This window comes from Mycolicibacterium helvum (assembly GCF_010731895.1).
Taxonomy (GTDB): domain Bacteria; phylum Actinomycetota; class Actinomycetes; order Mycobacteriales; family Mycobacteriaceae; genus Mycobacterium; species Mycobacterium helvum.
The window spans coordinates 4,525,280-4,550,714 of record NZ_AP022596.1 but is presented as its reverse complement, the minus strand read 5'-3'; the positions used below and the strand labels follow the sequence as shown (position 1 = coordinate 4,550,714).

Below are 25,435 nucleotides of genomic sequence, written 5' to 3'. Positions count from 1 at the left end.
AGCTCAGTCGAAGGACTGCCAACCCGCCGAGCCGGTCCAGGGCTGCCCGTCCACCCGAACCTCGGGTGCACCGTCGGCCACCGTGCCGATCACCCGCCAACCCGCGGGCACGGCACCGGGGAAGCATGCGACGAGCGCGTGATCTTCACCACCGGAGAGCACCAGCGCCAACGGGTCGACGCCGGCCGCCGCGGCCGCGGCGCTGACCGCGTCCGCATCGGGCCGCAGCGCCTCGGCGGCGAGATCGATCCTCACCCCAGAGCCGTCGGCGATATGCCGCAGGTCGGCGAGCAACCCGTCGGAGACATCGGTCATGGCCTGCGCGCCCGCCTGCGCGGCCACGATCCCCTGCCCGTACGGGGGCCGCGGTACCAGGTGCCACCGGCGCAGATCGTCGAACCCTTCGATCCCCTTGTGCCACAGCAGATATCCGGCCGCGGATCGGCCGAGCTCACCGGCAACGGCCACCACCGATCCGGCGCGTGCGCCGCTGCGCAACACCGGGGCGCGGCCGCCGAGATCACCCAGCGCGGTCACCGACACCACCCACTGCGGACTAGCCACCAGATCGCCGCCGACGATCCCGGCGCCCAATCCCGCGACTTCCTGCCACATTCCGTCGGCCAGCTCCTGCACCTGTGCCGCAGCGGTATCCGGCGGCGCACCGAACCCGACGACGAATGCGCTGCACCGCGCGCCCATCGACTCGATGTCGGCGGCATTCTGCGCGATGGCCTTTCGGCCGACGTCACGGGGCGCCGACCAATCCAGTCGAAAGTGGCGCCCTTCCACCAGCATGTCGGTGGTGACGACGGTCCGCCCGTCTGGCGTGCTCAGTACGGCCGCATCGTCACCGGGCCCGACGCTGACCCCGGCGGGCTGACGTCGACCCGACACCAGCCGGTCGATCATGGGAAACTCGCCCAGCTCGTGCAAGGTGGGTCCGCCGGAGTCGGCCACCGTGCGCCTCCCCTCCTGTCGCACACGCTGATCGGTGCGGCAACCTGCGGTACGTTTTCCCTGCCGGCCTATGGACCCGTCAGTCTAGGGCGGCACCGCATACCGGCGAACATCGAGACGAGGAGGCGACGGGTGGTGGAGGCCTACATGCTGATCCAGACCGAGGTCGGCCGCGCCGAGGTCGTCGCCAAGCAGGTGGCCGCGCTGCCAGGAGTGCTGTCGTCGGAGTACGTGACCGGACCGTACGACGTGGTGGTGCGAATCGGCTCCGCCAGCGAAGACGACCTCGCCGCCACCATCGTGCCCAGCATCCAGCAGATCACCGGGATCACCCGGACCCTCACCTGCCCCATCGCCGATGCCGACTGAACCTGCCCCCGTCTCCACCCAAGAGACCACGCGGGACGCTCCGCCCCGCGCCCTGCTGATCGCGGGCGTGGTGGTGGGGGTCGTCTCGATTGGCACCGTCCTCGGTGTCGCGGCCACCCGCCAGGCCCCGGTCCAGCCGGTGGTCATCGCGTCGGTGCCGGCGCCCAAAGCCGATTCCTCGACGTGTAAAGCCCTGCTCGAAGCGCTGCCGGTCAACCTCGGCGAATTCCACCGGGTGGCCGCGGCAAATCCGGTGCCGCCGGGAGCGGCGGCCTGGCGGGGCGAGGCGGACAACTTTCCCGTCGTCATGCGGTGCGGGATCGACCGGCCGGCCGAATTCGTGGTCGGCTCCCCCATCCAGATGGTCGATGCCGTGCAATGGTTCCGGCTCGACGATCCCGACATCGACCACAGCACCTGGGTCGCCGTGGACCGCCCGGTCTACGTGGCGCTGACGCTGCCGACGCAGTCCGGTCCGACTCCTATCCAGACGTTGTCGGATGTGATCGCGCGCACCATGCCTGCGGTTGCGATCGATCCGAACCCGGCGCGCTGAGTCAGCGCAGCCCGGTTCCGCGGGCCAGGGCGGTCTCGACCATGGTGCTCACCAGCGTCGGGTAGTCGATGCCGCTGGCGGCCCACATCCGGGGGTACATCGAGATCGTCGTGAAGCCGGGCATGGTGTTGATCTCGTTGACCACCGGGCCGTCGTCGGTGAGGAAGAAGTCCACCCGGGCCAGGCCCTGGCAGTCCAGCGCCTTGAACGTCTGAATCGCCAAGCGCTGCAATTCTTCTGCGACGTCGTCGTCGACCTTGGCCGGCACGTCGAGTTCGGCGCCGTCGTCAAGGTATTTGGTGGCGAAGTCATAGAAGCCGTCATCGCGGCCCAAGACTGGAGCCACCCGGATCTCACCGATGGCGCTGGCTTGCACTGAGCCGTCCGGGAATTCGAGCACTCCGCATTCGAGCTCGCGGCCCGGGATAGCGGCCTCGATGATCACTTTCGGATCGTGGCGGCGGGCATCGGCGATCGCAGCAGCGAGCTCGTCAGCGTTGGCGACCCGACTCACCCCGATCGACGATCCACCGCGCGCCGGTTTGACGAACATCGGAAAGCCCAGTCGCTCAATCTCGTCCAGCGTCAACGCATTCTGCTGTGCGCGCAACACAACGTGATCGCCGATCGGCAGCCCGGCGGCGGCCAGTAGCTTCTTGGTGAATTCCTTGTCCATGCCCGCGGCGCTGGCGAACACCCCGGCGCCCACGTAGGGCACCCCCGCCAATTCCAACAGGCCCTGGATTGTGCCGTCTTCACCGTAGGGACCGTGCAGAACGGGGAAGACCACGTCGACCGCCGTCAGCATCTGACCGGGAGTCTGCCCGAGCGACACCAGCTCCCCGCGGCGCAGCGGATCGGCCGCCAACGCCAGCGCGGTGCCCGACTCGCCGGTGACCTCGGGCAGTTGCCGGTCGGCGATGGCCAGGGTCTCTGGACTGCCGTCGGTCAGCACCCACGAGCCCTGCGGGGTGATGCCGACGGCGACGACCTCGAAACGCTCCGGGTCGAGATTCCGCAGGATGCTGCCCGCCGACACACAGGAAATCGCGTGCTCGGAGCTGCGGCCCCCATAGATGACAGCGACGCGGATCCGGGGCCGGTCCGACGGCAGGCGGGAAGTCACAACCTAGAGAGGCTACAGCCCGGGTGTTATCGGCACGATCCGACGCCGTGAACAGCAATTTCAGGCATCGAGGGCAGCCAGGACGTCGGCGAGGAGATCATCGGTGTCCTCGATACCGGCTGAGATCCGGGCAAACCCGTCCGCCACCGGATCGCCCCAGCGGGCGCGGCGGTCCACCGAGGTGTGGATACCGCCGAAGCTAGTCGAGGCGACCAGCAGCTCACTGCGGCGCACCAGGGCATGCACCGCGGCCGCGTCGGCGAGTTCGAGGGACACCAGTCCGCCGAAGCGGCGCATCTGGGCGGCGGCCGCCGGGTAGGACGGATCGTCGGGCAGCCCCGGGTATCGCACCGACCGGACGCTCGGGTGGCGCGCCACGGCAGTCGCGAGCGCCAGCGCGTTCTGACACTGGCGCTCGAAGCGCAGTCCGACGCTGCCGAGGCTGCGCAACACCAGCCATGCTTCGAACGAACCGAGGATCGCACCGGAGAGCAACCGCTCGCGCTCCAACGCGGCCATCAGTTCGGGGTGGCTGCCCGCGGCGTAACCCGCCAGCACGTCACTGTGACCGGACAGCGCCTTGGTGGCGCTGGCCACCACGAGATCGGCGCCCAGCGACAGGGGCTGTTGTCCCAGTGGGGTTGCGGTGGTGTTGTCGACCAGCAGCCGTGCCCCCCGGCGGCGGCAGATCTGCGCCAGCCGGTGCAGATCCACCACGTCCAGCGCGGGGTTCGCCGGGGTTTCGGCCAGCACCACATCCGCGTCCTGCGCGGCCAGGTAGATCTGCTCGGCGGTCGCCCCGCGAACCGTGACCCCAAGCGGGGCAAGGCTTTCGGTGGCATAGCGGCGAACCTGGTAGTAACCGTCAGCCGGAACAACCAGCACCGAACCAGGTTTGGCCGTCACTCGTAGCGCCGCGGTGATGGCGGCCATCCCCGATCCGAAGGTCAGCGCGGCGGTGGCACCTTCCAGCTGGGCCAGTGCCGACTCGAGCTGGCGCCAGGTCGGGTTGGAGCCGCGGCCATACGTGTTGGCCTCAGTGCCCTCGTCGTCGGAAAGATGGAACGCCGACGCCAGCACTGGGCCCGGTCCGACCGGATCACCCGGAATCGGCTGGGAGCTCACCGCTTTGACAGCGCGGGTGGAATCGCCGTAACGATCGCTCATTGTTTGATCACTCCGGCGCCCGGTCACTCCGGTTTGGTGCTGCGGCCCAGCAGCAGCGCCACTGCCTGGTCGACCAACAAACCCTTATGGCATACCCGGTGGACCGCATCGGTGAGTGGCATCTCGACGTCATAGCTGGACGCCAGGGCCAGGATGGACTCACACGATGCGACGCCTTCGGCGACGTGGCCGCCGGCGGCCAGTTGGGCCGCCTCCATGGTCCCGCCCTGGCCGAGCCGTTCGCCGAAGCTGCGATTGCGCGAATGGCTCGACGTGCAGGTGGCGACCAGATCGCCCACGCCGGCAAGACCGGCCAAGGTCGCCGACTTGGCGCCCACCGCGATTCCCAACCGCATGATCTCGGCCAGCCCCCGGGTGATGATCGCGGCCGCGGTGTTCTCCCCCAGCCCCACTCCCGCCGCCATACCGCAGGCCAGCGCGATGACGTTCTTGCAGGCCCCGCCGATCTCGGTGCCGATGACGTCGGCGTTGGTGTAGGGCCGGAAGTATCCGGTGCTCAATGCGCGCTGCAGTGCGACCGCGCGACCGGAATCGGTGCAGGCCACCACGGTTGCGGCCGGTTGCTCGTCGGCGATTTCGTCGGCCAGGTTGGGACCGGAGACGACAGCCACCTGGCTGGGGTCGACGGCGGTGACCTGCGCGATCACCTGACTCATCCGCATCAGGCTGCCGAGCTCGATGCCCTTGGCGAGGCTGACCAGGGTGGCGCCGTCGGCGATCAGGCCACGCCATCGGTCGAGATTGGTGCGCAAGGTCTGGGACGGCACGGCGAGCAGCACGGTGGTCAGTCCGTCGAGCGCCTCGGCGGCATCGGTGGTGGCGCGGATCGCACCCGGCAGGGTGATGCCCGGTAGATAAGGAGCGTTGATGTGTGTGGCGTTGATCTCATCGGCCACCTCGGCGCGGCGCGCCCATAGCCGGACCTCGGAACCGGCGTCGGCCAGCACCTTGGCCAATGCGGTTCCCCAGGCGCCGGCGCCCATCACCGCCGCGGTTCCCACCGTGCTGGTCATGGTCATTAACGTAGCCCACACCGTTGCGACTGCTCGCCGACAGGAATGCAGCGGCCCCGGACGACGCTGGAAGGATGGTGACTATGAGCGGCCCAGCCGATGTCGGTGTGATCATCGCGGTCAAGCGCCTCGTGGCCGCCAAAACCAGACTGAGTCCGGTCTTCGAGGCGGGCACCCGCGAACAGGTCGTCCTCGCGATGCTGATCGACACCATCACCGCGGCCCGTGCGGTCAGCGCCGTCCAATCGATTACGGTCGTGACCCCCGACGACACCGCATCGGCGACCGCACGTGAACTCGGCGCGGCTGTGTTGAGAGACACCACACCACCAACCGATCCCGACCCGCTGAACGCCGCGGTCCGGTTCGCCTGGTCCACCGTCTCCAACCAGACTGTCAATACTGTTGTGCTGCAAGGTGATCTACCAGCTCTGCAGACCGACGAGCTGACCGAGGCGCTGGCGCAAGCCCGGTCATATCGGCGTAGCTTCGTGGCCGACCGCCACGGCAGCGGCACCGCGGCACTGTTCGCGTTCGGCACTGCGCTGGATCCACTGCTCGGCAATGACTCGGCCCGCCGGCACCGCGACTCCGGGGCGGTGGAGCTGACCGGCGCCTGGCCCGGCCTGCGCTGCGATATCGACACCGTCGACGACCTGCAATCAGCACAGCTTCTCGGTGTCGGGGCGGCGACCACCAGGGCAATCGCGCATCAATGACGGTTAACAACATCTGAACGGCCTTCGACTTTCGGCTGCCGAGGTCCAAGCACCCTGTCGATGAGGGATGATCGGAACTGTGACCGAGACCGACACCGATGCCCGATCCACGGAAGACAATTGGCAGCCCGGTGAGGCGCCGGAGGCCCCACCTGCGGCCACGGACCCCGCGGTCGACAATGAGCTCCCCGAGAATCGGTACCTCAATCGCGAATTGAGCTGGCTGGATTTCAATGCCCGGGTGCTGGCCCTGGCGGCCGACACCTCGCTCGCTCTGCTGGAGCGGGCCAAGTTCCTGGCGATCTTCGCCTCCAATCTCGACGAGTTCTACATGGTCCGGGTGGCCGGGCTGAAACGTCGCGACGAAATGGGACTCTCGGTGCGTTCGGCCGACGGGCTTTCCCCGCGCGAACAGCTGCGCCGCATCGGCGAGCGCACCCGGCAGATCTCGTTGCGTCAAGCCGAGGTCTTCATCGAGTCGGTGCGTCCCGCGCTGGCCGAGGAAGGCATCCGCATCGTCACGTGGGCCGAACTCACCGACGCTGAGCGCAGCGAGCTCTCGACGTACTTCCACGAGCAGGTGTTCCCGGTCCTCACCCCGCTCGCCGTCGACCCTGCCCACCCGTTCCCGTTCGTCAGTGGTCTGAGCCTGAACCTGGCGATCACGGTGAAGTCGCCCGACGACGGCGGCGAGCACTTCGCCCGAATCAAGGTCCCCGACAACGTCGACCGCTTCGTCGAACTCAAGGGAACCAACGGGGACAGCGACGTCGTCCGGTTCCTGCCCACTGAGGAACTCATCGCCGCATTCCTGCCGGTGTTGTTCCCCGGCATGGAAATTGTCGAGCACCATGTCTTCCGCATCACCCGCAACGCGGATATGCAGGTCGAGGAAGACCGCGACGAAGACCTGCTCCAGGCGCTGGAACGTGAACTGGCACGGCGCCGCTTCGGATCGCCGGTGCGCCTCGAGGTTGCCGACGATATGACCGAACACATGCTCGAACTCCTCTTGCGTGAGCTCGATGTCCACCCCGGCGACGTGGTGCAGGTGCCGGGGCTGATTGACCTTTCGTCGCTGTGGCAGATCTACGGCGTCGACCGTCCGGCACTCAAAGACCGCCCGTTCGTGCCGGCCACCCACCCGGCATTCGCCGAGCGCGAGACACCGAAGAGCATTTTCTCGACGCTGCGCGATGGTGACGTGCTCGTGCACCATCCCTACGATTCGTTCTCGACGAGTGTGCAGCGCTTCATCGAGCAGGCTGCCGCCGACCCGAATGTGTTGGCTATCAAGCAGACGCTGTACCGAACGTCCGGTGACTCCCCGATCGTCAACGCGCTCATCGACGCGGCCCAGGCCGGCAAGCAGGTAGTCGCCCTCGTCGAATTGAAGGCCCGCTTTGACGAACAGGCCAATATCAAATGGGCCCGCACACTGGAAGATGCCGGCGTGCATGTCGTCTATGGGTTGATCGGGCTGAAGACGCACTGCAAGACCTGCCTGGTGGTGCGCCGAGAAGGTTCGACCATTCGGCGCTACTGCCATATCGGCACCGGCAATTACAACCCCAAAACTGCCCGGCTGTATGAAGACGTCGGCTTGATCACCGCGGCTCCCGATATCGGCGCGGACCTGACCGACCTGTTCAATTCGCTGACCGGCTATTCACGCAAGGTCAGCTATCGCAATCTGCTGGTGGCTCCGCACGGCGTACGCAAGGGCATCATCGAACGCGTCGAGCGCGAAATCGACGCGCACCGACACGGTGGCAACGGCCGGATTCGACTCAAGGCCAACGCCCTTGTCGACGAACAGGTCATCGATGCGCTCTACCGGGCGTCGCAGGCCGGCGTTCGGGTCGAAGTCGTCGTCCGCGGCATCTGCGCGCTCAAGCCGGGTGCGGAGGGCTTTTCGGAGAACATCGTCGTACGCTCGATTCTCGGCCGCTTCCTGGAGCATTCGCGGATCTTCCACTTCAACGCGATCAACGAGTTCTTCATCGGCAGCGCCGACATGATGCATCGCAACCTCGATCGCCGCGTCGAAGTGATGGCTCAGGTCAAAGACCCCCGCCTCACCGGCTATCTCGACGAGATCTTCGAGTCCGCGATGGATCCCTCGACGCGGTGCTGGGAACTCGGCCCAGATGGCTACTGGACGGCAGCGCCGCAAGACGGCCGACAAGTCCGTGACCATCAGGTGTGGCTGATGGAACGTCACCGGCAGCACTGAGTGCAGTCTCGGTTGCAACCCACCAAGTCCGGTCCCAGGCTGGGACCCGAATTGATCTGCGGGAGTTGAGGTGGCCAGAAGAGCGTCACGTGACAGCTCGAGGTCGAAATCGACAAAGAAGGCGGCGGCAAAGAAGGGGAAGCCACCCCAGCGGGTGATCCTCGCGGCCGGTGCGGCATTGTGGCGCCCCGACCCAGACACCGGCGAGTTGAGCATCGCGCTGATCCATCGGCCCCGTTATGACGATTGGTCCTTACCGAAAGGCAAAGTCGATCCCGGTGAGAACGAGCCGGTCGCCGCGGTGCGCGAGATCTGGGAGGAGACCGGTCAGCGGTCACAGCTGGGCCGGCGGCTGATCCAGACCCACTACCAGGTCCCGCAGGGCGCCAAGGTCGTTCACTACTGGGCGGCTCGGGCGCTCGGTGGCGAGTTCGTCCCCGGATCCGAAGTCGACCAGCTGGAGTGGCTCTCTGTCGACGACGCGGTGCAGCGCCTCACCTACCCCCACGACCGGGAAGTCCTCAAGGCGTTCACCGCACAGCCCGCTGACACCGCGACGGTCCTGATCGTCCGGCACGGTACCGCGGGCATCAAGTCCCGCTACAAAGGCGACGACCGGAGCCGGCCGCTGGACAAAAACGGTCGCGCACAAGCCGAGTCGCTGGTTGGACAGCTGATGGCGTTCGGCGCCACCGACATCTATGCCGCCGATCGCGCCCGCTGTATTCAAACCGTCGAGCCACTGGCTCAAGAACTGGGTGTGACGATCACCGTCGAAGCCGACCTCACCGAAGAGGCTTACGCCGCGGACCCGGATAGTGCGCACAAGCGCATCGCCGAGATCGCGGCCGGCGGCGGGACGCCCGTCATCTGCACACAAGGCAAGGTGATTCCCTACCTGCTGGCGTGGTGGCGGGGCACCGAGAAGCCGGATAAGTCACGTAACCGCAAGGGCAGCACGTGGGTGCTGTCGTTGGACGGCGATCGAATCGTGGCCGCGGACTACATCGGCAGCCCACTGGCCACTAGGCCCTGACACGCAAATACGCCGCGGGCGTTGAGCCCGCGGCGTATTCGACGATAGAACTTAGCGACGGCCCTTCTTGGCCGGAGCCTTCTTGGCAGGCGCGGCCTTCTTGACCGGTGCCGCCTTCTTAGCAGGTGCAGCCTTCTTGGCAGGCGCGGCCTTCTTGGCCGGTGCCGCCTTCTTAGCCGGCGCGGCCTTCTTGACCGGAGCCTTCTTGGCCGGAGCCTTCTTGGCAGGCGCGGCCTTCTTGACCGGAGCCGCCTTCTTAGCAGGCGCGGCCTTCTTGACCGGAGCCGCCTTCTTAGCCGGCGCGGCCTTCTTGACCGGCGCGGCCTTCTTAGCCGGTGCAGCCTTCTTCACGACCGCCTTGCGGACGGCCTTCTTGACGGCAGCCTTCTTGACCGGGCCGGCGACGGCACCGCGCTTGACGGCGGGGCCTTCCGACGGAAGCTTCTGTGCACCAGAGACGACGGCCTTGAATTGAGCGCCAGGACGGAAAGCGGGAACGGAAGTCGGCTTTACTTTGACGGTTTCGCCGGTGCGCGGATTACGCGCCACACGAGCGGCACGGCGCCGCTGCTCGAAAACGCCGAAGCCGGTGATGGTCACGCTGTCGCCCTTGTGCACCGCGCGCACAATGGTGTCAACAACGTTCTCCACCGCCAGAGTTGCCTGCCGACGATCTGAGCCCAATTTCTCCGTGAGTACGTCGATGAGCTCTGCTTTGTTCATTCAATTCCTCCGAAGCCAGTGGTCCACTTTGGACCGACTGCACAACACGGTAAACCCAAGACCTGCAGAATTCCAAGAGCCACGCCCAATTTGGGGGATGACTTAGGAGGATTTCAGCAATCCGGTTGCCGCCCTAGGGCGGTGATTCGAGGGGCCTGAACCCCCCTTTGGGGACGGGAATTCGGCGTCCCGCGCCCGTCAGGATGCCGGCGAAATGCGGGGCTTCCAGCTCGGGCGGGCCGCCTCGAACGCTTCAATTTCAGCGAGTTTCCGCAGCGTAAGGCCTATATCGTCGAGGCCTTCCAGCAATCTCCAAGCTGTGTAATCGTCAATCGTGAACGGCACCACGGCCGTTCCCGCGGTGATATTTCGATCTTGAAGATTTACAGTGATTTCCAGGCCGGGATTCTGCTCGATGAGCTTCCAGAGAAGTTCGACATCATCTTGAGCAACTTCGGCCGCCAACAGTCCGGCCTTGCCCGCGTTGCCCCGAAAGATGTCGGCGAACCGGGATGAGATGACGACCCGGAATCCGAAGTCCATGAGCGCCCAGACCGCATGCTCGCGTGACGATCCGGTGCCGAAGTCGGGGCCAGCGACCAAAACCGAACCCCGATCGAAGGGGCTCAGATTGAGGATGAAGGAGGGATCGGTGCGCCACGCGGCGAACAATCCGTCCTCGAAACCCGTTCGGGTGACCCGCTTCAAATAGACCGCAGGAATGATCTGATCGGTGTCGACATTGGACCGCCGCAACGGAACACCGATGCCGGTGTGGGTGTGAAATGCATCCATGGTGGATCTCCTCAGCAGGTCTAGTTTTTGAGATCGGCGGGTGAGGACAGGGTTCCGCGCACCGCGGTCGCGGCGGCGACAGCCGGCGAAACCAGGTGTGTCCGGCCACCCTTGCCCTGCCTGCCTTCGAAATTCCGGTTGGATGTCGACGCGCAACGCTCGCCCGGTGCCAGCTGATCGGGATTCATTCCCAGGCACATCGAGCAGCCGGCCTGACGCCAATCCGCACCGGCCGCGGTGAAGATCTCGCCCAGCCCTTCGGATTCGGCCTGAGCGCGAACTCGCATCGACCCCGGCACGATCAGCATCCGCACGCCGTCGGCGACCGTGCGGCCGCGCAGCACGTCGGCCACCACCCGCAGATCCTCGATGCGCCCGTTCGTGCACGACCCGACGAACACCGCGTCGACGGCGACGTCGCGCATCGGAGTGCCCGCCCGAAGGTCCATGTAGGCCAACGCCTTCTCAGCGGCCTGCCGCTCGGAATCGCTGGTCATCATTTCCGGGTCGGGCACCGCCTCGGACAGCGGAACCCCCTGGCCGGGGTTGGTGCCCCATGTGACAAAGGGGCTCAGCGTCGTCGCGTCGATGTAGACCTCGGTGTCGAACTCGGCGCCCTCGTCGGTCTTCAGCGCCTCCCACGAGGCCACCGCCGCATCCCAATCCGCGCCCGTGGGTGCGTACGGACGGCCGCGCAGGAATTCATAGGTGATCTCGTCGGGAGCCACCAATCCTGCGCGGGCGCCGGCCTCGATGCTCATATTGCAGATGGTCATCCGGCTCTCCATCGACAGCGATTCGATGGTGCTGCCCCGGTATTCGATGACGTAGCCCTGGCCGCCACCGGTGCCGATCTTGGCGATCACCGCCAGGATGATGTCCTTGGCGCTCACTCCCGGCGGCAGCACACCGTCGACGTTGACCGCCATCGTCTTGAACGGCTGCAGCGGAAGTGTCTGGGTGGCAAGCACATGCTCCACTTCGGAAGTGCCGATGCCCATCGCGATCGCGCCGAACGCGCCGTGGGTGGAGGTGTGGCTGTCGCCACACACAATCGTCATCCCGGGCTGGGTCAAGCCGAGCTGCGGGCCCATCACGTGGACGATCCCCTGTTCGACGTCACCCATCGGGTGCAGCCGCACACCGAATTCGGCGCAGTTGCGCCGCAACGTCTCGACCTGAGTGCGCGATATCGGGTCGGCGATCGGCTTGTCGATGTCGACCGTCGGCACGTTGTGATCCTCGGTGGCGATCGTGAGATCGGGACGGCGCAGCGGGCGGCCAGCCAGCCGCAGCCCGTCGAAGGCCTGTGGGCTGGTCACCTCGTGGATGAGATGGAGATCGATGTAGATCAGGTCGGGTTCACGCGATGCACCGCTGCCTGCGCCGGTGACGACGAGGTGGTCGTGCCACACCTTCTCGGGCAGTGTCCTGGGCTGGTCGGACTGAGCCATGGGTTCTCAATTCATTTCTTCAATTCCCGGAACGTCAGTCTGGATATCTCACATTTCGGGACGCTAGTATCTCGATATGGGACAGGATAGCGGCATCGGCGTGCTCGACAAAGCCGTGGGCGTGCTGCACTCGATCGCCGATTCACCGTGCGGGCTGGCGGAACTCTGTGAGCGGACCGGCCTCCCGCGCGCCACCGCACACCGGCTCGCCGCTGGCCTGGAGGTACACCGGCTGCTGGCCCGCGACAGCGCGGGACGCTGGCGACTCGGACCGGCCATCAGCGAATTGGCCACTCAGGTCAACGATCCGCTGCTGGCGGCGGGCGCGGCGGTCCTGCCCAGACTGCGCGAGATCACCGGCGAGAGCGTGCAGCTCTACCGCCGCGAGGGCACCTCCCGCATCTGCGTCGCCGCACTGGAACCGCCTGCGGGGCTTCGCGATACCGTGCCCGTCGGGGCTCGGCTGCCGATGACGGCAGGCTCCGGCGCCAAGGTGCTGCTGGCCTACAGCGACAGCCCCACTCAGCAGGCCGTGCTGCCGACCGCGAAGTTCACCGAACGCACGCTGGCCGAGGTCCGCCGCCGTGGCTGGGCGCAAAGCGCTGCCGAGCGTGAACCCGGGGTGGCCAGCATCTCCGCCCCGGTGCGCGACCGCAGCGGCACGGTGATCGCGGCGGTGTCGGTGTCCGGCCCGATCGACCGGATGGGCCGGCGACCCGGCGCGCGCTGGGCCGCCGACCTGGTGGCCGCCGCCGAGGCGCTGACCCGCCGGCTGTAGCGGCCGGCGCCCGGCCCCGCGACCGCGGGGCCGAAGGAAGAAAAGTTGTCAACTAATTCCGTTTACCATATTGACAATGGCACTACCTTAGAACCAAACTTCGCTGATCGTCAGCACGAAGATGGAGTTCTCCATGGCAGAGCCACCCGTTTCCGGATCCGGAGCCCACGGACATCACCTCAAAGCCGGGGCTATAGGCGTGCGCAGCATCGTCTTCATGGTGGTCGCCACTTCCGCGCCCCTGACGGCGATGGCCACCGCAATGCCGCTGGCGGTGGGGTTGGGCAATGGGATCGGAGTCCCCGGTACCTATCTGATCGCGGCCCTGGTGCTCGCACTCTTCGCGGTGGGCTATGCCGCGATGAGCCGTCACGTGACGAACGCGGGAGCGTTCTTCGCCTACGTGAGCCTCGGGCTGGGACGGCGGATGGGGATGGCCGCCGGACTGGTCGCGGTCTTGGCCTACAACGCCCTCGTGCTCTATGTCGTTGGCCTCGTGGGTTATTTCGCCAACGAGATATTCGCCTCCGAGTTGGGGCTGAATATTCCCTGGCAGTTCTTTTCCTTCGGACTGCTGGCACTGGCACTGGCCATCGGCATCGTGGGCGTCGAGGTCAATGCCCGGCTGCTCGGAGTGCTGCTCGTGCTGGAGACCGGGCTGCTGTTGCTCGTGGACGTGGCAACGCTCGCGACCAAGGGGCCTGCCGCGTATCCGATGAACGTCTTCTCCCCCACCGAGATCTTCAGTGGCGCGGTGGGAATCGGATTCATGTTCGTGTTCACCTCATTCATCGGATTCGAGGCGACCGCGATCTTCGGCGAAGAAGCCAAAGACCCGCGACGAACGGTGCCGCGTGCCACCAAACTTGCGATCGCGTTCATCGGCATTGTGTACCTGGTGTCCTCGTGGTCACTGATCGCCGCATCCGGAGGTAGCGCGGCACCACAGGCTGCCGCCACCGACCCTGGGAACTTCGTATTCAACGCGGCGGGAAGCGTTCTCGGCAGTTGGGCGGTACACGCCATGAGCTGGCTCCTGCTGACCAGCCTGATCGCGGTGCTGTTCGCGCTGCACGGCATGGCAACTCGCTACCTGATGGCATTCGGCCGCGAGGGCGTACTGCCGCGCGCACTCGGACGTACGCACCGGCGCTTCCAGACTCCGCACATCGCGGCGTGCGCCCAGGCCGCGATGATCGCCGTGGCAGTGGCCGGCTATTCGTTCGCGGGGGCCGATCCCTACCTCGATCTCGGCAACCAAACCGCGGGCTTGGGCGCTCTCGGAGTGATCGCACTCATGGGAATGACCTCGATCGCCGTGATCGGGTTCTTCGCCCGGCGCCCCGACCGGCACTGGTGGACCCATTTCGTCGCACCCGGATTGGCCGCCATCGGCCTGTTCTCCGCCTGCTACCTGATCATCGACAACTATCCGCTGTTGACCGGAACGGATTCCGCGATCGTCAATGGCCTGCCGTGGCTGCTGGCCGTCGTCGCTGTTATCGGGTTCATCATCGGCTCTGTCCGCAAGCAGCGCACCAGCCTGGATATCTTCGGAACCGGTGAGATCGCCGAATCGGCGGACGACATCACCGCGACAGTGCGGACCCACAGCGAGTAACGACGGGCTCAGGCCTGCGGATCTGGACCCGCAGGCCGCTCGTCGCTGATCACCTGCCCCAGCTCGCGGCGAGTCTGCTCGAGGTGGTCTTCGACCGCTCGGGTTGCCCTCGCGGGATCCTGGTCCCGGACGGCCTCATAGATCGCCAGATGGCCGACCCGCGTTGATTCCACGGTCTCGGTGAAGACCAATTTGTCGAGCGGCGCGAACATTTCGCCGCGCGCCCGTGCGATCGCGGACTCCAATCGCGGGTTGGCCGAGGCCAGCGCAAGGGCACCGTGAAACCGGGCGTCGGAGTTACGGAAGGACACTCGCGAATCAGAGTCGGTCAATTCATCGATGGCCGATCGCATCACCGCCAGCTGCTCGTCGGTGCGGCGCAGCGCGGCCAGCGCCGCGGCTCGTCCTTCCAGACCGATGCGCAAGTCAAGGATGTCGCTGATGTCGTTGACGCTGGCACGCATCTGTCGGAGCCAGTCCTGGTAGGGCTGATCTAGCTGGGTGACGAAGGTTCCCCCGGTGGCGCCGCGGCGCACCTCCACATAGCCGCGCGCCTGGAGCAGCCGGAGCGCTTCCCGGATGCTGACCCGGCCCACCCCCAGCTGTTTGGCCAACTCGCGCTCGGAGGGCAGCCGATCACCTGGCCCGAGATCACCCGCGTGTATCAGTGCGCGCAGCCGCGCAGCGATATCACCGCTCACGGTGGGAGTTCCCAGGTCTAGCTCCATAGGTATCAAGGTAGAACGTTAGATCCATATTGACGAAACCGATCAATGGTTCTAACGTAGGTCCAATGCTCCACTATGTCGACGATCACATCGGGCGCCTTCCCTCGATTGGGCTCACCGGCCGCCGCCAAGCCGCTGGCACGGACTTCGAACCCGTGGTTCGCGATGCCCTCGTCGAGACGTTCTTCGTCGACTACGCCGCCGCAATCGCCCGGGCCGGTGGAATTCCGCTGCTGCTGAGCATGGAGTGCGATCCCGTCGCGGTCGTCGAACAGTTGGACGGGCTCGTGCTCTCCGGCGGAGCGGATGTCGACCCCCGCCGCTACGGCGCCACACCCGGACCGCACGCCAGTGGCCTTGAGCCTCGGCGCGACGAGTTCGAGCTCGCGGTGCTCGACGCCGCGTGGGCACGCGGCATACCAGTCCTCGGCATCTGCCGCGGCACCCAGCTGATCAACGTCGGCAGAGGTGGCACTCTCGTCCCCCACCTGCCGAATGACTCCGGCGAAGCACACAGCTTTCTCGGCTACCCCCGCCACCATCGTGCGCACCCCGTCGATCTCATCGAGGGATCCATCCCCCACGAACTGTTCGGTCCGCGGATCACGGTCAACAGCCTGCACCACCAGGCAGTAGCCGAACCCGGTACCGGACTCGTCGTCGCCGGGCGTGCGCCCGACGGCGTCGTCGAAGCCATCCAGGCAGTCGATGCCCCTGTCGTCGGCGTCCAGTGGCACCCCGAAATGCTCGACGGGACCGACCCGCTGTTCGGCTGGCTCATCGACAACGCCCGGCTTCGAAACACCACGACCACCGCAAGAAAGCAGGAGGAAAATGTCGTTAACGCATGAGGACCGCGTCGCCTTCGTCACGGGCGCAGGCTCCGGAATCGGCCGCGCCATCGCGACCAGGCTGGCCGACGACGGTGCCAAGGTGGCCTGCGTCGACATCGACCAGGCCCGCGCCCAGGAAACCGCCGACGCCATTCGCGCGGCCGGCGGCCACGCGCTGGCCCTGGTAGCCGACGTCCGCGACCGCACGGCCGTCGCCGCCGCGCTGGAGGCCACCGCCACCGAGTGGCAGCGATTCGACTACCTGGTCAACAACGCCGGCCTGATCACGATGTCGTCACTGGAAGACCTGACCGACGACGAATGGGATCTGGTCCTCGACGTCAATCTCAAAGGCGTCTACATCACGACTCAACTTGCCATCCCGTACTTCCGCGAAGCCAATCGCGGTGCGGTGGTCAATCTGTCCACCGTCGAGGCCGACGTCGTCGTCTCGTCGCAAGGCTTCGCGCAAGTGCACTACAACGCCTCCAAGGGCGGCGTGAAGATGTTGACCAAGGCCCTTGCCGTCGAATTGTCCCGCTACAACGTGCGAGTCAACGCGATCGCACCCGGGCCCGTGCCGACCAACTTCCTGCCCGGTGTCGACCTGAATTCGCCAGAAGTGATGGCGGTGATGGACTCACGGCTGTTGGTCAAGCGTCTCGGCGCCCCTGCCGATATGGCGGCCGCGGTGTCATTCCTGCTTTCTGACGACGCGTCCTACATCAGTGGCGTGCAACTGCCCGTCGACGGCGGGTGGCTGACACGATGAACGCTGTGCTCGAACTCACTGAATTACGCCGGTCCGGCATCGACACCGTCATCGTCGCCGGAATCGATCTGTACGGCCGGCTCTTCGGCAAACGCATGCCAGTCCGATCCTTCGACCGGATCATCGACTCCGGCCTGCACGTGTGCAGCTGCGTATACGCCTGGGATGTGGACCAGGACATGGATACGCTCCAGGTCGACTTCGCAGGGGCACACACCGGTTGGCATGACTTCCGGCTGCTTCCGGATCTGAAGACACTGCGCCGTGCCGCCTGGCTCGAGGGCACGGCAATCTGTCTGGCCGACTCGGTGGACGAACACACCGGTGAACCACTGTCCCTGGCTCCGCGGACCATACTGCGCCGCCAGACCGAACAGCTCGAAGCCCAGCGACTCATCGCCTACACCGCCACCGAGCTGGAGTTCCATCTTTACCGCGGGACTCCGGACGAACTGCGGCGCAACGGGTATCGCGATCTAGAACCGACCACCCTGGCGCGATCCGACTATGCCATTGGCGCCGGCAACGCCATGGAGCCGTTCTTCAGGGCGGTGCGCAATGCCTTGGAAGACAGCGGAATACCCGTCGAGGTCGCCCAGGCGGAATACGGCCTGGGGCAGTGGGAGATCAACCTCGAGTACGCCGATGCCCTCGAGACCGCCGATCGCCATGTGCTGTTCAAGAGCGCGGTCATCGACCTGGCCCGATCACACGGAATGACAGCCACATTCATGCCGCGGCCGCTCACCGACGGCATGGGCTCCTCCTGTCACGTGCACGCCTCGGTGCGGGGTGCCGACGGCGGCTTTCCGCTCTATGACGCCGCAGATCCGCAGAACGTCAGTCCCATGTTGCGTCATGCGGTGGGGGGCGTACTGGATCACGTCGGCGACCTGATGCTGTTCTACGCACCGACGGTCAACTCGATGCGCCGGATCATCAGCCAGGACTTCGCGGGCAACGGCCTCACCTGGGGGTTCGATAACCGCACGACGACGTGCCGGCTCATCACCGGTGCCCCGTCGGCGAATCGCCTGGAGATGCGGCTGCCTGGAGCCGACGTCAACCCCTACCTCGTTTCGGCCGCGGTCCTGGCCAGCATGCGCGACGGCATTACCCGCAACACCGACCCCGGCGAGCCCTGCCAGGGCAACGGTTACGCCGACCGGCGCGACGAACTTCCGATGACCCTCGGCGATGCCGCCGATAGACTTGCTCAAAGCCCTTTCGCTGCAACCACTTTCGACAAAGAGGTGACCGGGCACTATGCCGCGGTCGCCCGACACGAGTGGTTGCAGTTCCTACGGTCGGTGTCCGACTGGGACCGTGACCGTTACCTGGAGAACATCTAGGACATTCCCACCGCGCGCGTCGGCGGCACCCCTGATCGGTGCCGCCGCGATGACTCGCGCGTTCCGTCGCTGACGAGAGAGGCCCATGGCTGTGACGACGAGCGAAATCGAACTCACGATTCAACGAGATCTGATCGACGGCCAGTGGTCGGCCGCCGAATGTGATCTCGGCGCCGACCTGACCGACCCGAACAGTGGGCAGCCGCTGCAACGCCAGCGGGAGACGGCCGCGCACCGCGTCGACCACGCGATCGCCGCCGCCGCGGCACTGCACCGCGCGGGCACGTGGCGCAAGGCACCGGCAGCAACCCGCGCCGCCGTGCTGCGGAGGGCCGCTGAATTGCTCACCGAAGGCTCCGCGGACATCGCCCGCTGCGATGCCATCAACACCGGCGTCCTGCTCTCGGTGACCACCATGTTCGCCGCGGGCTTGTCCGATGCGCTGCTTTCGGCGGCCACCCACCTCGAGCGTGATCCGGGCGATCACGACGCGGCCGGAACCGATGCCGCTGTGCGACTGCGGTTCCTACCGTGGGGACCGGCCGCGGTGATCTCACCGTGGAACGCACCCACTTTCGTCACCGCCAAGAAGACTGCCTTCGCACTCGCCGCCGGCGCCCCGGTGATCGCCAAACCGTCGCATTGGGCACCCTCGGGTGCAGTCCTGTTCGCCGAGGCCATGCAACGCGCCATCGACGAAGCCGGATTGCCGTCGGCGACCTTCCAACTGGTGCACGGTGGGGCGGCCATCGGCCAACAGCTGGCGGCGGACCCGCGCATCCGGGCGTTGTCCTTCACCGGCGGACGCGTGGCGGGCCTGGCCGTGGCGCGGGCCGGGGCCGCAGACTGCAAGGCGCTGCAACTAGAACTCGGCAGCAACAACCCGGCGATCGTCCGGGCAGACTGCGACATCGATGCCACGGCGGACGCTCTGGTCAGTGGTTTCACCAAACTCAACGGCCAATGGTGTGAGAGCCCAGGAAGCATCGCCGTGGTGGCCCGCCAGCATGACGCACTCATCGACGCCCTACTCGATCGCCTGCGAGAAGTGCGGCTCGGCCACTGCCTGGACAGCACGTCCACGATGGGCCCGCAAGCACATTCGGCGCAGTACCAGCACGTCACGGCGGCCGTCGACAAGCTCGCCGCGGGCGGCGGCACCGTGCACGACGTCACCGCGCGCCCCGATCTGCCGGGCTGGTTTGCGCCACCCATCGTCGTTGACAACGCGCCAACGGATCTCACCGTGGACGAGATCTTTGGCCCGGTGCTCACCGTGCACCGGGTATCCGACGACGCAGAAGCACTGGAATTGGCCAATTCCCGCAGCACCGGGCTGGCCGGTTACGTGTTCAGCACCGACCTCGACGCCGCACTTGAGCTCGGCGCGGAGCTGGACTGCGGCGAAGTGAAGGTCAACGGCACCAGCGTGCTGGATCTGACTCCCGATTCCACTCAGGGCTTCTGGGGCGGCAGCGGTATCGGCGCACACGGTGACGCCGAGCTGCTGCGGTTCTTCCGGGGCGCTCGGATCGTCGGTGTCGAGCGCGCGGGCTTGCCGATATGAGCACCCAGATGGCCGGTCACGCCCGCGCGCCGATAGTCCCATCCCCGACGATCTCGAGAAACCGAAGCCACCGATGACGCAACTCAACGACGTCCGGGCAGACCTACCGCCCAGCGATCTCAACGCCCGATACCGAATCGACTCCGGCCCTGTCATCATGACCGGCGTTCAGGCGATCGCGCGCCAGCTCGTCGAACAGCACCAGCGCGACCTGCGCGGCGGGCGTGACGTCGCGACCTTTGTCTCCGGGTACCCCGGCAGCCCGCTCGGCGGCCTCGACCAGTTACTGGCCGGCCTCACCGAACTGACCACCGATCATGCGGTACATCTGGTGCCCGGCATGAACGAGGAGCTGGCCGCAACCGCGGTGTGGGGCAGCCAGATCGATCTGCCCGGCCGGCGTACCCGCGACGGAGTCGTCGGAGTCTGGTACGGCAAAGGCCCTGGGCTCGACCGGGCCAGTGACGCCTTCCGCCATGCAGCGATGTACGGCTCGAACCCGGCCGGTGGGGTGCTGGTTCTGGTGGGTGACGATCCTGGCGCGAAATCCTCGACCGTGCCCGCCGCGAGCGAACGGTCACTGGCGGCGTTGAGCATGCCGATCCTGTTCCCCCGCAACGCCGAAGAGATCATCAGATTCGGTATGTACGGTGTCGCGCTGTCGCGGCTGTCGGGCTGCCTGTCCGCGATGAAGATCGTCGCCGACGTCGCCGACGGCATCTGGACCGTGATGGGCGATTTCAGCGGACTCGAGATCGCCGCCCCCGAATTGGAGTGGCAGGGAAAGCCGTGGCGATACCGCCAGCGGTTCATGGGGGCACCCCCGGACAGCGTTTTCGCCGAGGCCGATCTCTACGGTCCGCGCTGGGCGATGGTGGAAGCGTTCAACGCGGCGAATCCGATCGATCGCATCGAGGTGGACCCGGCCGATGCATGGCTGGGCATCGTCGCGGTCGGCACGGCGTATGACCGTGTCCGGCAAGCACTCCTGGAGCTCGGATTGAGCGAACCCGAACTGATGCGGGCCGGAATTCGAATCCTGCGGGTGGGCATGCCCTACCCCGTCGATGCGGAACGGATCCGCCGGCTGGCCCGCGGCGTCGACACGGTGATGGTCGTCGAGGACAAGAACGGATTCGTCGAACCGCAAGTCCTGCAGGCACTCTACGGACTCCGTACGGCCCCCCGGCTGCTGGGCAAACGGGACGCGGTCGGGATGCCACTGATCCCTGCCGACGGGGAACTCACGGGACAGCGTCTGGTCGCACCACTGCACCGCGTTCTGCACGAGCGGGTCGAGGTGCGTGCGCCTCGTCCCCCGCGCCTCGAGCTGTCCGTCCTGTCAGCCAACCGCACCGCATACTTCTGTTCCGGCTGCCCGCACAACCGGTCAACGGCCGTACCGGAGGGATCGCTGGCCGCCGGCGGCATCGGTTGCCACACGCTGGTGACAATGTCAGACCGGCCCGATTCCCAGGTGACGGCACTGACCCAGATGGGTGGCGAAGGCGCTCAATGGATTGGCCAGGCGCCCTTCACCGAGGTGAACCACATCTTCCAGAACCTCGGCGACGGAACGTATTTCCACTCCGGGCAGCTGGCTGTCCAGGCGAGTGTGGCAGCCGGGGTGAACATCACCTACAAGATCCTCTACAACTCGGCGGTCGCGATGACAGGAGCGCAGGACGCCCAAGGCGCGCTCCCGGTGCCGCAACTGGCCAACAAGCTGGCCCTCGAGGGCGTGGCAGCGATCATCGTCTGCACCGAGGAGCCGGCGCGCTATCGCGGCGCGGCGATGGCGACCAATGTCACCGTGTGGCACCGCGACCGACTCGACGAGGCGCAGGCCCGCCTGCGCGACACACCCGGTGTCACCGTGCTGATCTACGATCAGCAATGCGCGGCCGATGCCCGTCGCCGCCGCAAGCGCGGACTACAACCGGTGCGGCGCACACGAGTCGTGATCAACGAAGCGGTGTGTGAAGGCTGCGGCGACTGCGGAGTCAAGAGCAACTGCCTCTCGGTCCAACCGGTGGACACCGAATTCGGGCGCAAGACCCGCATCGACCAGAGCACCTGCAACACCGACTACACCTGCCTCGACGGTGAATGCCCGTCATTCGTGACCGTCGAACTGCCCGAGCGCGCGCAGAAGTCCATGGCCCCGACACCGGAACCGCCGCTGGCACCCGAACCCGAGCAGCGCGCCCGTATCGACTCCGCCTACAACGTCTTCCTGGCCGGCATCGGAGGCACCGGCATCGTCACGGTCAACCAGGTGCTCGCGGTCGCCGCGCTGCGCAGCGGACTCTGCGTCAACGGGCTGGACCAAACCGGCCTGAGCCAGAAGGCCGGTCCGGTGACCTCTCATCTGAGGCTGGGGACCGGTAGCGAAGAGTCCAGCAACCGGATCGGCCAGTCGGCAGCCGACTGTGTGCTTGCCTTCGATCTGCTCACCGCCGTCGACACCAAGAATCTCGACTACGCCGACCCCGAACGCACGGTGGCGGTCGCCTCGACGAGCCGCACGCCGACCGGTGCCATGGTGCGCGACCCGGCCGTCACCTATCCCGATGACCAGCAGCTGCTGCAACGTCTTGACATCTCCTGCCGGGAACTGGTCAGTTTCGACGCGCTGACCGCCGCGCAGCAACTGTTCGGCAACACTGCGCCCGCCAACTTCTTGTTGGTCGGCGCGGCGTACCAATGCGGCGCGCTGCCCATCGCGGCCACGGCCATCGAGGATGCGATCGAACTCAACGGCGTTGCGGTAAAGGCAAATCAGCGTGCATTCAACTGGGGTCGGGTGGCCGTGTGGCGCCCCGAGATCTTCGCCGAGGCAGTCGGTTCGCGAACACCAGGCCCGTCCCGGACACTGCCGGAACTACCGGCTGGCCTACTGGCCGGATTCGCCGTCGCCGGACCGACACGTGCGATCTGCGAGCGGCGGGCCGCCGAACTGGTGGCCTTCCAGGACCGTCGTACCGCGCTGGACTACCTGACCGTCGTCGAGGAGGTCTGGCGCAGTGAACGGCAGATCGGCGAACGCACCGAATTCAGTGAAGCCGTCGCACGCGAGCTGTTCACCCTGATGGCTTACAAGGACGAGTACGAGGTCGCCCGGCTGTTGACCGACCCCGCGTTCATCGCTTCGGTGGCAGCCGAGTTCCCGGGCTCCGACACACTGACCTACAAGCTGCATCCACCGGCACTGCAGGCACTCGGCCGCGCGAAGAAGATCGGTCTCGGACCCCGCACACATGTGGCGTTGCGCTTGCTCGCCCGCGCAAAACGTCTACGCGGCACCGTGTTTGACCCGTTCGGCCATACCGCGATGCGACGCACCGAACGGCTGCTCGACCAGCACTATCGTGCGACCGTACTTGGCCGCGCGCAGACACTGACCGCCGAAAACTACGACGCCGCCACTGCGATAGCCGAATCCGCCCAGCTTGTGCGCGGCTACGAGTCGGTCAAGCTACGAAACATCGAGAGATACCGCACGCGGCTGCGCGAACTGGGCGTCGAGCCACCGGTACTCCCGCTCTAACCCTGCTCTCATCCGTTACCCGACAACCTGACTGAAGGAAACCGCTCTGATGTCCGTCCTGGCCAGCTCACATTCCGATGACATCGAACTCGCCTCGGGTGTCTTCGATCGACCCGATTTCGCCGACGACGCGCCCCATGAGCAAGTGGTGTTCGGCTGCGATGAGCCCTCGGGGTTGCGGGCGATCATCGGCATCCATTCGACGAAACTCGGACCCGCGTTGGGTGGCACCCGTTTCTACCCGTACCGCAGTGAACAGGAGGCACTGTCCGATGTCTTGCGCCTGTCGCGAGGTATGACCTACAAGGCCGCCGTCGCCGGATTGCGGCTGGGGGGCGGCAAGGCGGTGATCATCGGCGACCCCGACCGGATCAAGACCACCGAGCTGCTCGAGGCCCACGGCCGGTTCATCGACACCCTCGGCGGGCGCTACATCACCGCTGGCGACGTCGGCACCACCTCCGAGGACATGGACATCATCGGGCGCCAGACCACCCACGTCACAGCACGTACGGCAGCTGAAGGCGGGTCCGGCGACACCGCGCCGCTCACCGCCCTCGGTGTCTTCCACGCCATCCTGGCCGCCGCGGAATCCGTCTGGGGGCAACCCGATGTGAGCGACCGGACGGTCGGCGTCGAGGGGACCGGCAAGGTCGGACGCTATCTCGTTGGCCTCCTGACCGACGCCGGCGCCAGAGTGTCGGTGTGCGACGTGAGCACTGCCGTGACCGATCGGCTACGTGATGAGTTCCCCGCCGTGTCGGTCATCGACAGGGTCATCGACGCACCCGTGGACATCTATGCGCCATGCGCGCTGGGGGCCACTCTGACCGACTCATCGGCACAGTCACTGACTGCCCGCATCGTCTGCGGGGCCGCCAATAATCAGCTATTGCACCCCGGGGTCGAGAACGTGCTGCACGAACGCGGTGTCGTGTGGGTGCCCGATTACGTCGCCAACGCTGGCGGCCTCATCCAGATCGCCGGCGAACTCGACAACGCCACTCGTGAGCAGTCGACCGAGCGGGTGATCGCCGTCGGCGAGACCGTACGCACCATCCTGCGCGATCGTGGCGTGCTTGCCGGAAGAGCCGCCCACGATCTGGCCCGCGCACGGCTGCGAACCGCTGCGCTGCAATGAGAGTAGGTGAGCTGCCATGACCGACGCCGCCCCGGCGCTGCACTCCCCCGGTCCCGTTCCGAGGAGTACCGAACCTGCCTGCCCGCACACCCTTACGGTCGAAATCCGTTCGCAGGATCACACTCAAGCGCTGCTGCGCTTCGCCTCAGATCTGCACCGCCGCCGGATCACGATCGATTCGCTCAGGTCTGAGCAGCTCTCTCCCGCGACCGTGGGGATCACCACCCGGTTCACCGCGACCCGGCGGGCGGCCGACACAGTTCGGCACACCGTCGCGACGCGGGTCGAAGTGCTCAGCGCCGACCTGAATCGACCCGCCGTCCCGGTGGCGGTTCCCACCGCTGAGCCGCGCGGGAGCCGATAGAACCCCGACCCGGCTTGCGCTGAACCACACCTGACAAACTGACGCCATGGGAACCAACCAGCGCAATCAGATCGTCATGTCCGACGACGAGATCGAAGATTTCGTCGCCCGCAGCCGGACCGGAACCATGGCGACCATCGGGGCCGACGGTCAGCCTCACCTTGTCGCGATGTGGTACGGCGTGATCGACGGTGAGGTCTGGGTCGAGACGAAGGCCAAATCTCAGAAGGCAGTCAACCTGCGGCGGGATCCGCGGGTGAGCTTCCTCATCGAGGACGGGATGACCTACGACACGCTGCGCGGCGTCGCGTTCGAAGGCGTCGCCGAAATCGTCGAGGACCCCGACACCATCTTCAAAGTCGGCATCAGCGTCTGGGAGCGCTACAACGGCCCCTACACCGATGACCTCAAGCCGGCGGTCGACATGATGATGAACAAGCGCGTCGCGGTGCGCATCGTCACCAAGCGCACCCGCTCCTGGGATCACCGCAAGCTGGGCATGCCCCCGATGCCGCTGGCCGGGTCCACCGCGCCCGCTGAATAACCAGGGGCAT

23 protein-coding genes are annotated in these 25,435 nt (G+C 66.4%); 15 read left to right on the top strand and 8 right to left on the bottom strand.

Annotated elements, in window-relative coordinates; all coding sequences use genetic code 11:
* Window positions 1-3 precede the first annotated feature (3 nt).
* Window positions 4-912: a thiamine-phosphate kinase gene (locus tag G6N38_RS21375; protein WP_246228067.1), complete on the bottom strand. Its 909-nt coding sequence runs from the start codon at window positions 910-912 to the stop codon at window positions 4-6.
* A 180-nt stretch (window positions 913-1,092) separates the two neighbouring features.
* Between G6N38_RS21375 and G6N38_RS21370 the strand changes: the two genes are divergently transcribed.
* The gene (locus G6N38_RS21370; RefSeq protein ID WP_163750013.1) at window positions 1,093-1,329 is read left to right on the top strand and encodes an Lrp/AsnC ligand binding domain-containing protein; all 237 of its coding nucleotides are present in this window, start codon (window positions 1,093-1,095) and stop codon (window positions 1,327-1,329) included.
* Window positions 1,319-1,885 carry a DUF3515 domain-containing protein gene (locus G6N38_RS21365; RefSeq protein WP_163750012.1) on the top strand — a complete coding sequence of 189 codons (567 nt, stop codon included), beginning with the start codon at window positions 1,319-1,321 and terminating at the stop codon, window positions 1,883-1,885. The genes G6N38_RS21370 and G6N38_RS21365 overlap by 11 nt, the downstream gene beginning before the upstream one ends.
* Before the next feature lies 1 nt (window position 1,886).
* Here G6N38_RS21365 and G6N38_RS21360 read toward each other — a convergent pair whose 3' ends face one another.
* The 3 genes from G6N38_RS21360 to G6N38_RS21350 all read right to left on the bottom strand — a co-directional run bounded on the left by G6N38_RS21360 (window position 1,887) and on the right by G6N38_RS21350 (window position 5,218).
* Window positions 1,887-2,999: a D-alanine--D-alanine ligase family protein gene (locus G6N38_RS21360; protein WP_163752221.1), complete on the bottom strand. Its 1,113-nt coding sequence runs from the start codon at window positions 2,997-2,999 to the stop codon at window positions 1,887-1,889.
* A 72-nt stretch (window positions 3,000-3,071) separates the two neighbouring features.
* A complete protein-coding gene (locus tag G6N38_RS21355; RefSeq protein ID WP_163750011.1) occupies window positions 3,072-4,178 on the bottom strand; it encodes a cystathionine gamma-lyase in 1,107 nt (368 codons plus the stop codon).
* 23 nt (window positions 4,179-4,201) lie between these two features.
* Window positions 4,202-5,218 carry an NAD(P)H-dependent glycerol-3-phosphate dehydrogenase gene (locus G6N38_RS21350; RefSeq protein ID WP_179968429.1) on the bottom strand — a complete coding sequence of 339 codons (1,017 nt, stop codon included), beginning with the start codon at window positions 5,216-5,218 and terminating at the stop codon, window positions 4,202-4,204.
* Between the two features lie 77 nt (window positions 5,219-5,295).
* Here G6N38_RS21350 and cofC point away from each other — a divergent pair, with 77 nt between their 5' ends.
* The 3 genes from cofC to mutT1 all read left to right on the top strand — a co-directional run bounded on the left by cofC (window position 5,296) and on the right by mutT1 (window position 9,203).
* Window positions 5,296-5,931 (top strand): 2-phospho-L-lactate guanylyltransferase, encoded by a 636-nt coding sequence (cofC, locus tag G6N38_RS21345; protein ID WP_163750010.1) that lies wholly within the window; start codon window positions 5,296-5,298, stop codon window positions 5,929-5,931.
* Between the two features lie 67 nt (window positions 5,932-5,998).
* Entirely contained in the window at window positions 5,999-8,167 is a 2,169-nt protein-coding gene (locus G6N38_RS21340) for an RNA degradosome polyphosphate kinase (protein WP_163750009.1), read from the top strand.
* A gap of 154 nt (window positions 8,168-8,321) precedes the next feature.
* Window positions 8,322-9,203, top strand: a complete 882-nt coding sequence (gene mutT1 / locus G6N38_RS21335; RefSeq protein WP_246227367.1) for an 8-oxo-(d)GTP phosphatase MutT1 — start codon at window positions 8,322-8,324, stop codon at window positions 9,201-9,203.
* A gap of 51 nt (window positions 9,204-9,254) precedes the next feature.
* Here the strand turns inward: mutT1 and G6N38_RS21330 are convergent, their stop codons facing one another.
* The 3 genes from G6N38_RS21330 to leuC all read right to left on the bottom strand — a co-directional run bounded on the left by G6N38_RS21330 (window position 9,255) and on the right by leuC (window position 12,175).
* A complete protein-coding gene (locus G6N38_RS21330; protein WP_163750007.1) occupies window positions 9,255-9,926 on the bottom strand; it encodes an HU family DNA-binding protein in 672 nt (223 codons plus the stop codon).
* A gap of 198 nt (window positions 9,927-10,124) precedes the next feature.
* Complete coding sequence (leuD, locus tag G6N38_RS21325) at window positions 10,125-10,721, bottom strand: 3-isopropylmalate dehydratase small subunit (RefSeq protein WP_163750006.1); 597 nt, start codon at window positions 10,719-10,721, stop codon at window positions 10,125-10,127.
* 20 nt (window positions 10,722-10,741) lie between these two features.
* Window positions 10,742-12,175 carry a 3-isopropylmalate dehydratase large subunit gene (gene leuC, locus G6N38_RS21320; protein ID WP_163750005.1) on the bottom strand — a complete coding sequence of 478 codons (1,434 nt, stop codon included), beginning with the start codon at window positions 12,173-12,175 and terminating at the stop codon, window positions 10,742-10,744.
* Between the two features lie 76 nt (window positions 12,176-12,251).
* Between leuC and G6N38_RS21315 the strand changes: the two genes are divergently transcribed.
* Window positions 12,252-12,953: an IclR family transcriptional regulator gene (locus tag G6N38_RS21315; RefSeq protein WP_163750004.1), complete on the top strand. Its 702-nt coding sequence runs from the start codon at window positions 12,252-12,254 to the stop codon at window positions 12,951-12,953.
* A gap of 133 nt (window positions 12,954-13,086) precedes the next feature.
* Window positions 13,087-14,574 carry an APC family permease gene (locus G6N38_RS21310; RefSeq protein WP_163750003.1) on the top strand — a complete coding sequence of 496 codons (1,488 nt, stop codon included), beginning with the start codon at window positions 13,087-13,089 and terminating at the stop codon, window positions 14,572-14,574.
* Window positions 14,575-14,582: 8 nt separating this feature from the next.
* Here the strand turns inward: G6N38_RS21310 and G6N38_RS21305 are convergent, their stop codons facing one another.
* A complete protein-coding gene (locus tag G6N38_RS21305; protein WP_163750002.1) occupies window positions 14,583-15,302 on the bottom strand; it encodes a FadR/GntR family transcriptional regulator in 720 nt (239 codons plus the stop codon).
* Between the two features lie 65 nt (window positions 15,303-15,367).
* Between G6N38_RS21305 and G6N38_RS21300 the strand changes: the two genes are divergently transcribed.
* The 8 genes from G6N38_RS21300 to G6N38_RS21265 all read left to right on the top strand — a co-directional run bounded on the left by G6N38_RS21300 (window position 15,368) and on the right by G6N38_RS21265 (window position 25,425).
* A complete protein-coding gene (locus G6N38_RS21300; protein WP_163750001.1) occupies window positions 15,368-16,153 on the top strand; it encodes a gamma-glutamyl-gamma-aminobutyrate hydrolase family protein in 786 nt (261 codons plus the stop codon).
* Complete coding sequence (locus G6N38_RS21295; RefSeq protein WP_163750000.1) at window positions 16,137-16,907, top strand: SDR family NAD(P)-dependent oxidoreductase; 771 nt, start codon at window positions 16,137-16,139, stop codon at window positions 16,905-16,907. The genes G6N38_RS21300 and G6N38_RS21295 overlap by 17 nt, the downstream gene beginning before the upstream one ends.
* Window positions 16,904-18,259 (top strand): glutamine synthetase family protein, encoded by a 1,356-nt coding sequence (locus tag G6N38_RS21290; protein WP_163749999.1) that lies wholly within the window; start codon window positions 16,904-16,906, stop codon window positions 18,257-18,259. Before G6N38_RS21295 ends, G6N38_RS21290 begins: the two co-directional genes overlap by 4 nt.
* A gap of 85 nt (window positions 18,260-18,344) precedes the next feature.
* Entirely contained in the window at window positions 18,345-19,826 is a 1,482-nt protein-coding gene (locus G6N38_RS21285) for an aldehyde dehydrogenase family protein (protein ID WP_163749998.1), read from the top strand.
* A 73-nt stretch (window positions 19,827-19,899) separates the two neighbouring features.
* Window positions 19,900-23,376 carry an indolepyruvate ferredoxin oxidoreductase family protein gene (locus G6N38_RS21280; RefSeq protein WP_163749997.1) on the top strand — a complete coding sequence of 1,159 codons (3,477 nt, stop codon included), beginning with the start codon at window positions 19,900-19,902 and terminating at the stop codon, window positions 23,374-23,376.
* A 49-nt stretch (window positions 23,377-23,425) separates the two neighbouring features.
* Complete coding sequence (locus G6N38_RS21275; RefSeq protein ID WP_163749996.1) at window positions 23,426-24,517, top strand: Glu/Leu/Phe/Val family dehydrogenase; 1,092 nt, start codon at window positions 23,426-23,428, stop codon at window positions 24,515-24,517.
* A 16-nt stretch (window positions 24,518-24,533) separates the two neighbouring features.
* Window positions 24,534-24,881: a hypothetical protein gene (locus tag G6N38_RS21270; RefSeq protein ID WP_163749995.1), complete on the top strand. Its 348-nt coding sequence runs from the start codon at window positions 24,534-24,536 to the stop codon at window positions 24,879-24,881.
* A 46-nt stretch (window positions 24,882-24,927) separates the two neighbouring features.
* Window positions 24,928-25,425, top strand: a complete 498-nt coding sequence (locus G6N38_RS21265) for a PPOX class F420-dependent oxidoreductase (protein ID WP_163749994.1) — start codon at window positions 24,928-24,930, stop codon at window positions 25,423-25,425.
* Window positions 25,426-25,435: the final 10 nt, after the last annotated feature.

What these genes read in the sequence shown, in the direction of transcription:
- G6N38_RS21290 (WP_163749999.1), top strand. Translation starts at nt 16,904, where the DNA reads ATGAACGCTGTGCTCGAACTCACTGAATTACGCCGGTCCGGCATCGAC.
- G6N38_RS21340 (WP_163750009.1), top strand. Translation starts at nt 5,999, where the DNA reads ATGATCGGAACTGTGACCGAGACCGACACCGATGCCCGATCCACGGAA.
- G6N38_RS21355 (WP_163750011.1), bottom strand. Translation starts at nt 4,178, where the DNA reads ATGAGCGATCGTTACGGCGATTCCACCCGCGCTGTCAAAGCGGTGAGC.
- G6N38_RS21310 (WP_163750003.1), top strand. Translation starts at nt 13,087, where the DNA reads ATGGCAGAGCCACCCGTTTCCGGATCCGGAGCCCACGGACATCACCTC.
- G6N38_RS21275 (WP_163749996.1), top strand. Translation starts at nt 23,426, where the DNA reads ATGTCCGTCCTGGCCAGCTCACATTCCGATGACATCGAACTCGCCTCG.
- G6N38_RS21365 (WP_163750012.1), top strand. Translation starts at nt 1,319, where the DNA reads ATGCCGACTGAACCTGCCCCCGTCTCCACCCAAGAGACCACGCGGGAC.
- G6N38_RS21330 (WP_163750007.1), bottom strand. Translation starts at nt 9,926, where the DNA reads ATGAACAAAGCAGAGCTCATCGACGTACTCACGGAGAAATTGGGCTCA.
- leuD (WP_163750006.1), bottom strand. Translation starts at nt 10,721, where the DNA reads ATGGATGCATTTCACACCCACACCGGCATCGGTGTTCCGTTGCGGCGG.
- G6N38_RS21300 (WP_163750001.1), top strand. Translation starts at nt 15,368, where the DNA reads ATGCTCCACTATGTCGACGATCACATCGGGCGCCTTCCCTCGATTGGG.
- G6N38_RS21280 (WP_163749997.1), top strand. Translation starts at nt 19,900, where the DNA reads ATGACGCAACTCAACGACGTCCGGGCAGACCTACCGCCCAGCGATCTC.
- G6N38_RS21315 (WP_163750004.1), top strand. Translation starts at nt 12,252, where the DNA reads ATGGGACAGGATAGCGGCATCGGCGTGCTCGACAAAGCCGTGGGCGTG.
- cofC (WP_163750010.1), top strand. Translation starts at nt 5,296, where the DNA reads ATGAGCGGCCCAGCCGATGTCGGTGTGATCATCGCGGTCAAGCGCCTC.
- G6N38_RS21375 (WP_246228067.1), bottom strand. Translation starts at nt 912, where the DNA reads ATGATCGACCGGCTGGTGTCGGGTCGACGTCAGCCCGCCGGGGTCAGC.
- G6N38_RS21350 (WP_179968429.1), bottom strand. Translation starts at nt 5,218, where the DNA reads ATGACCATGACCAGCACGGTGGGAACCGCGGCGGTGATGGGCGCCGGC.
- G6N38_RS21265 (WP_163749994.1), top strand. Translation starts at nt 24,928, where the DNA reads ATGGGAACCAACCAGCGCAATCAGATCGTCATGTCCGACGACGAGATC.
- G6N38_RS21285 (WP_163749998.1), top strand. Translation starts at nt 18,345, where the DNA reads ATGGCTGTGACGACGAGCGAAATCGAACTCACGATTCAACGAGATCTG.
- G6N38_RS21270 (WP_163749995.1), top strand. Translation starts at nt 24,534, where the DNA reads ATGACCGACGCCGCCCCGGCGCTGCACTCCCCCGGTCCCGTTCCGAGG.
- G6N38_RS21305 (WP_163750002.1), bottom strand. Translation starts at nt 15,302, where the DNA reads ATGGAGCTAGACCTGGGAACTCCCACCGTGAGCGGTGATATCGCTGCG.
- G6N38_RS21295 (WP_163750000.1), top strand. Translation starts at nt 16,137, where the DNA reads ATGTCGTTAACGCATGAGGACCGCGTCGCCTTCGTCACGGGCGCAGGC.
- leuC (WP_163750005.1), bottom strand. Translation starts at nt 12,175, where the DNA reads ATGGCTCAGTCCGACCAGCCCAGGACACTGCCCGAGAAGGTGTGGCAC.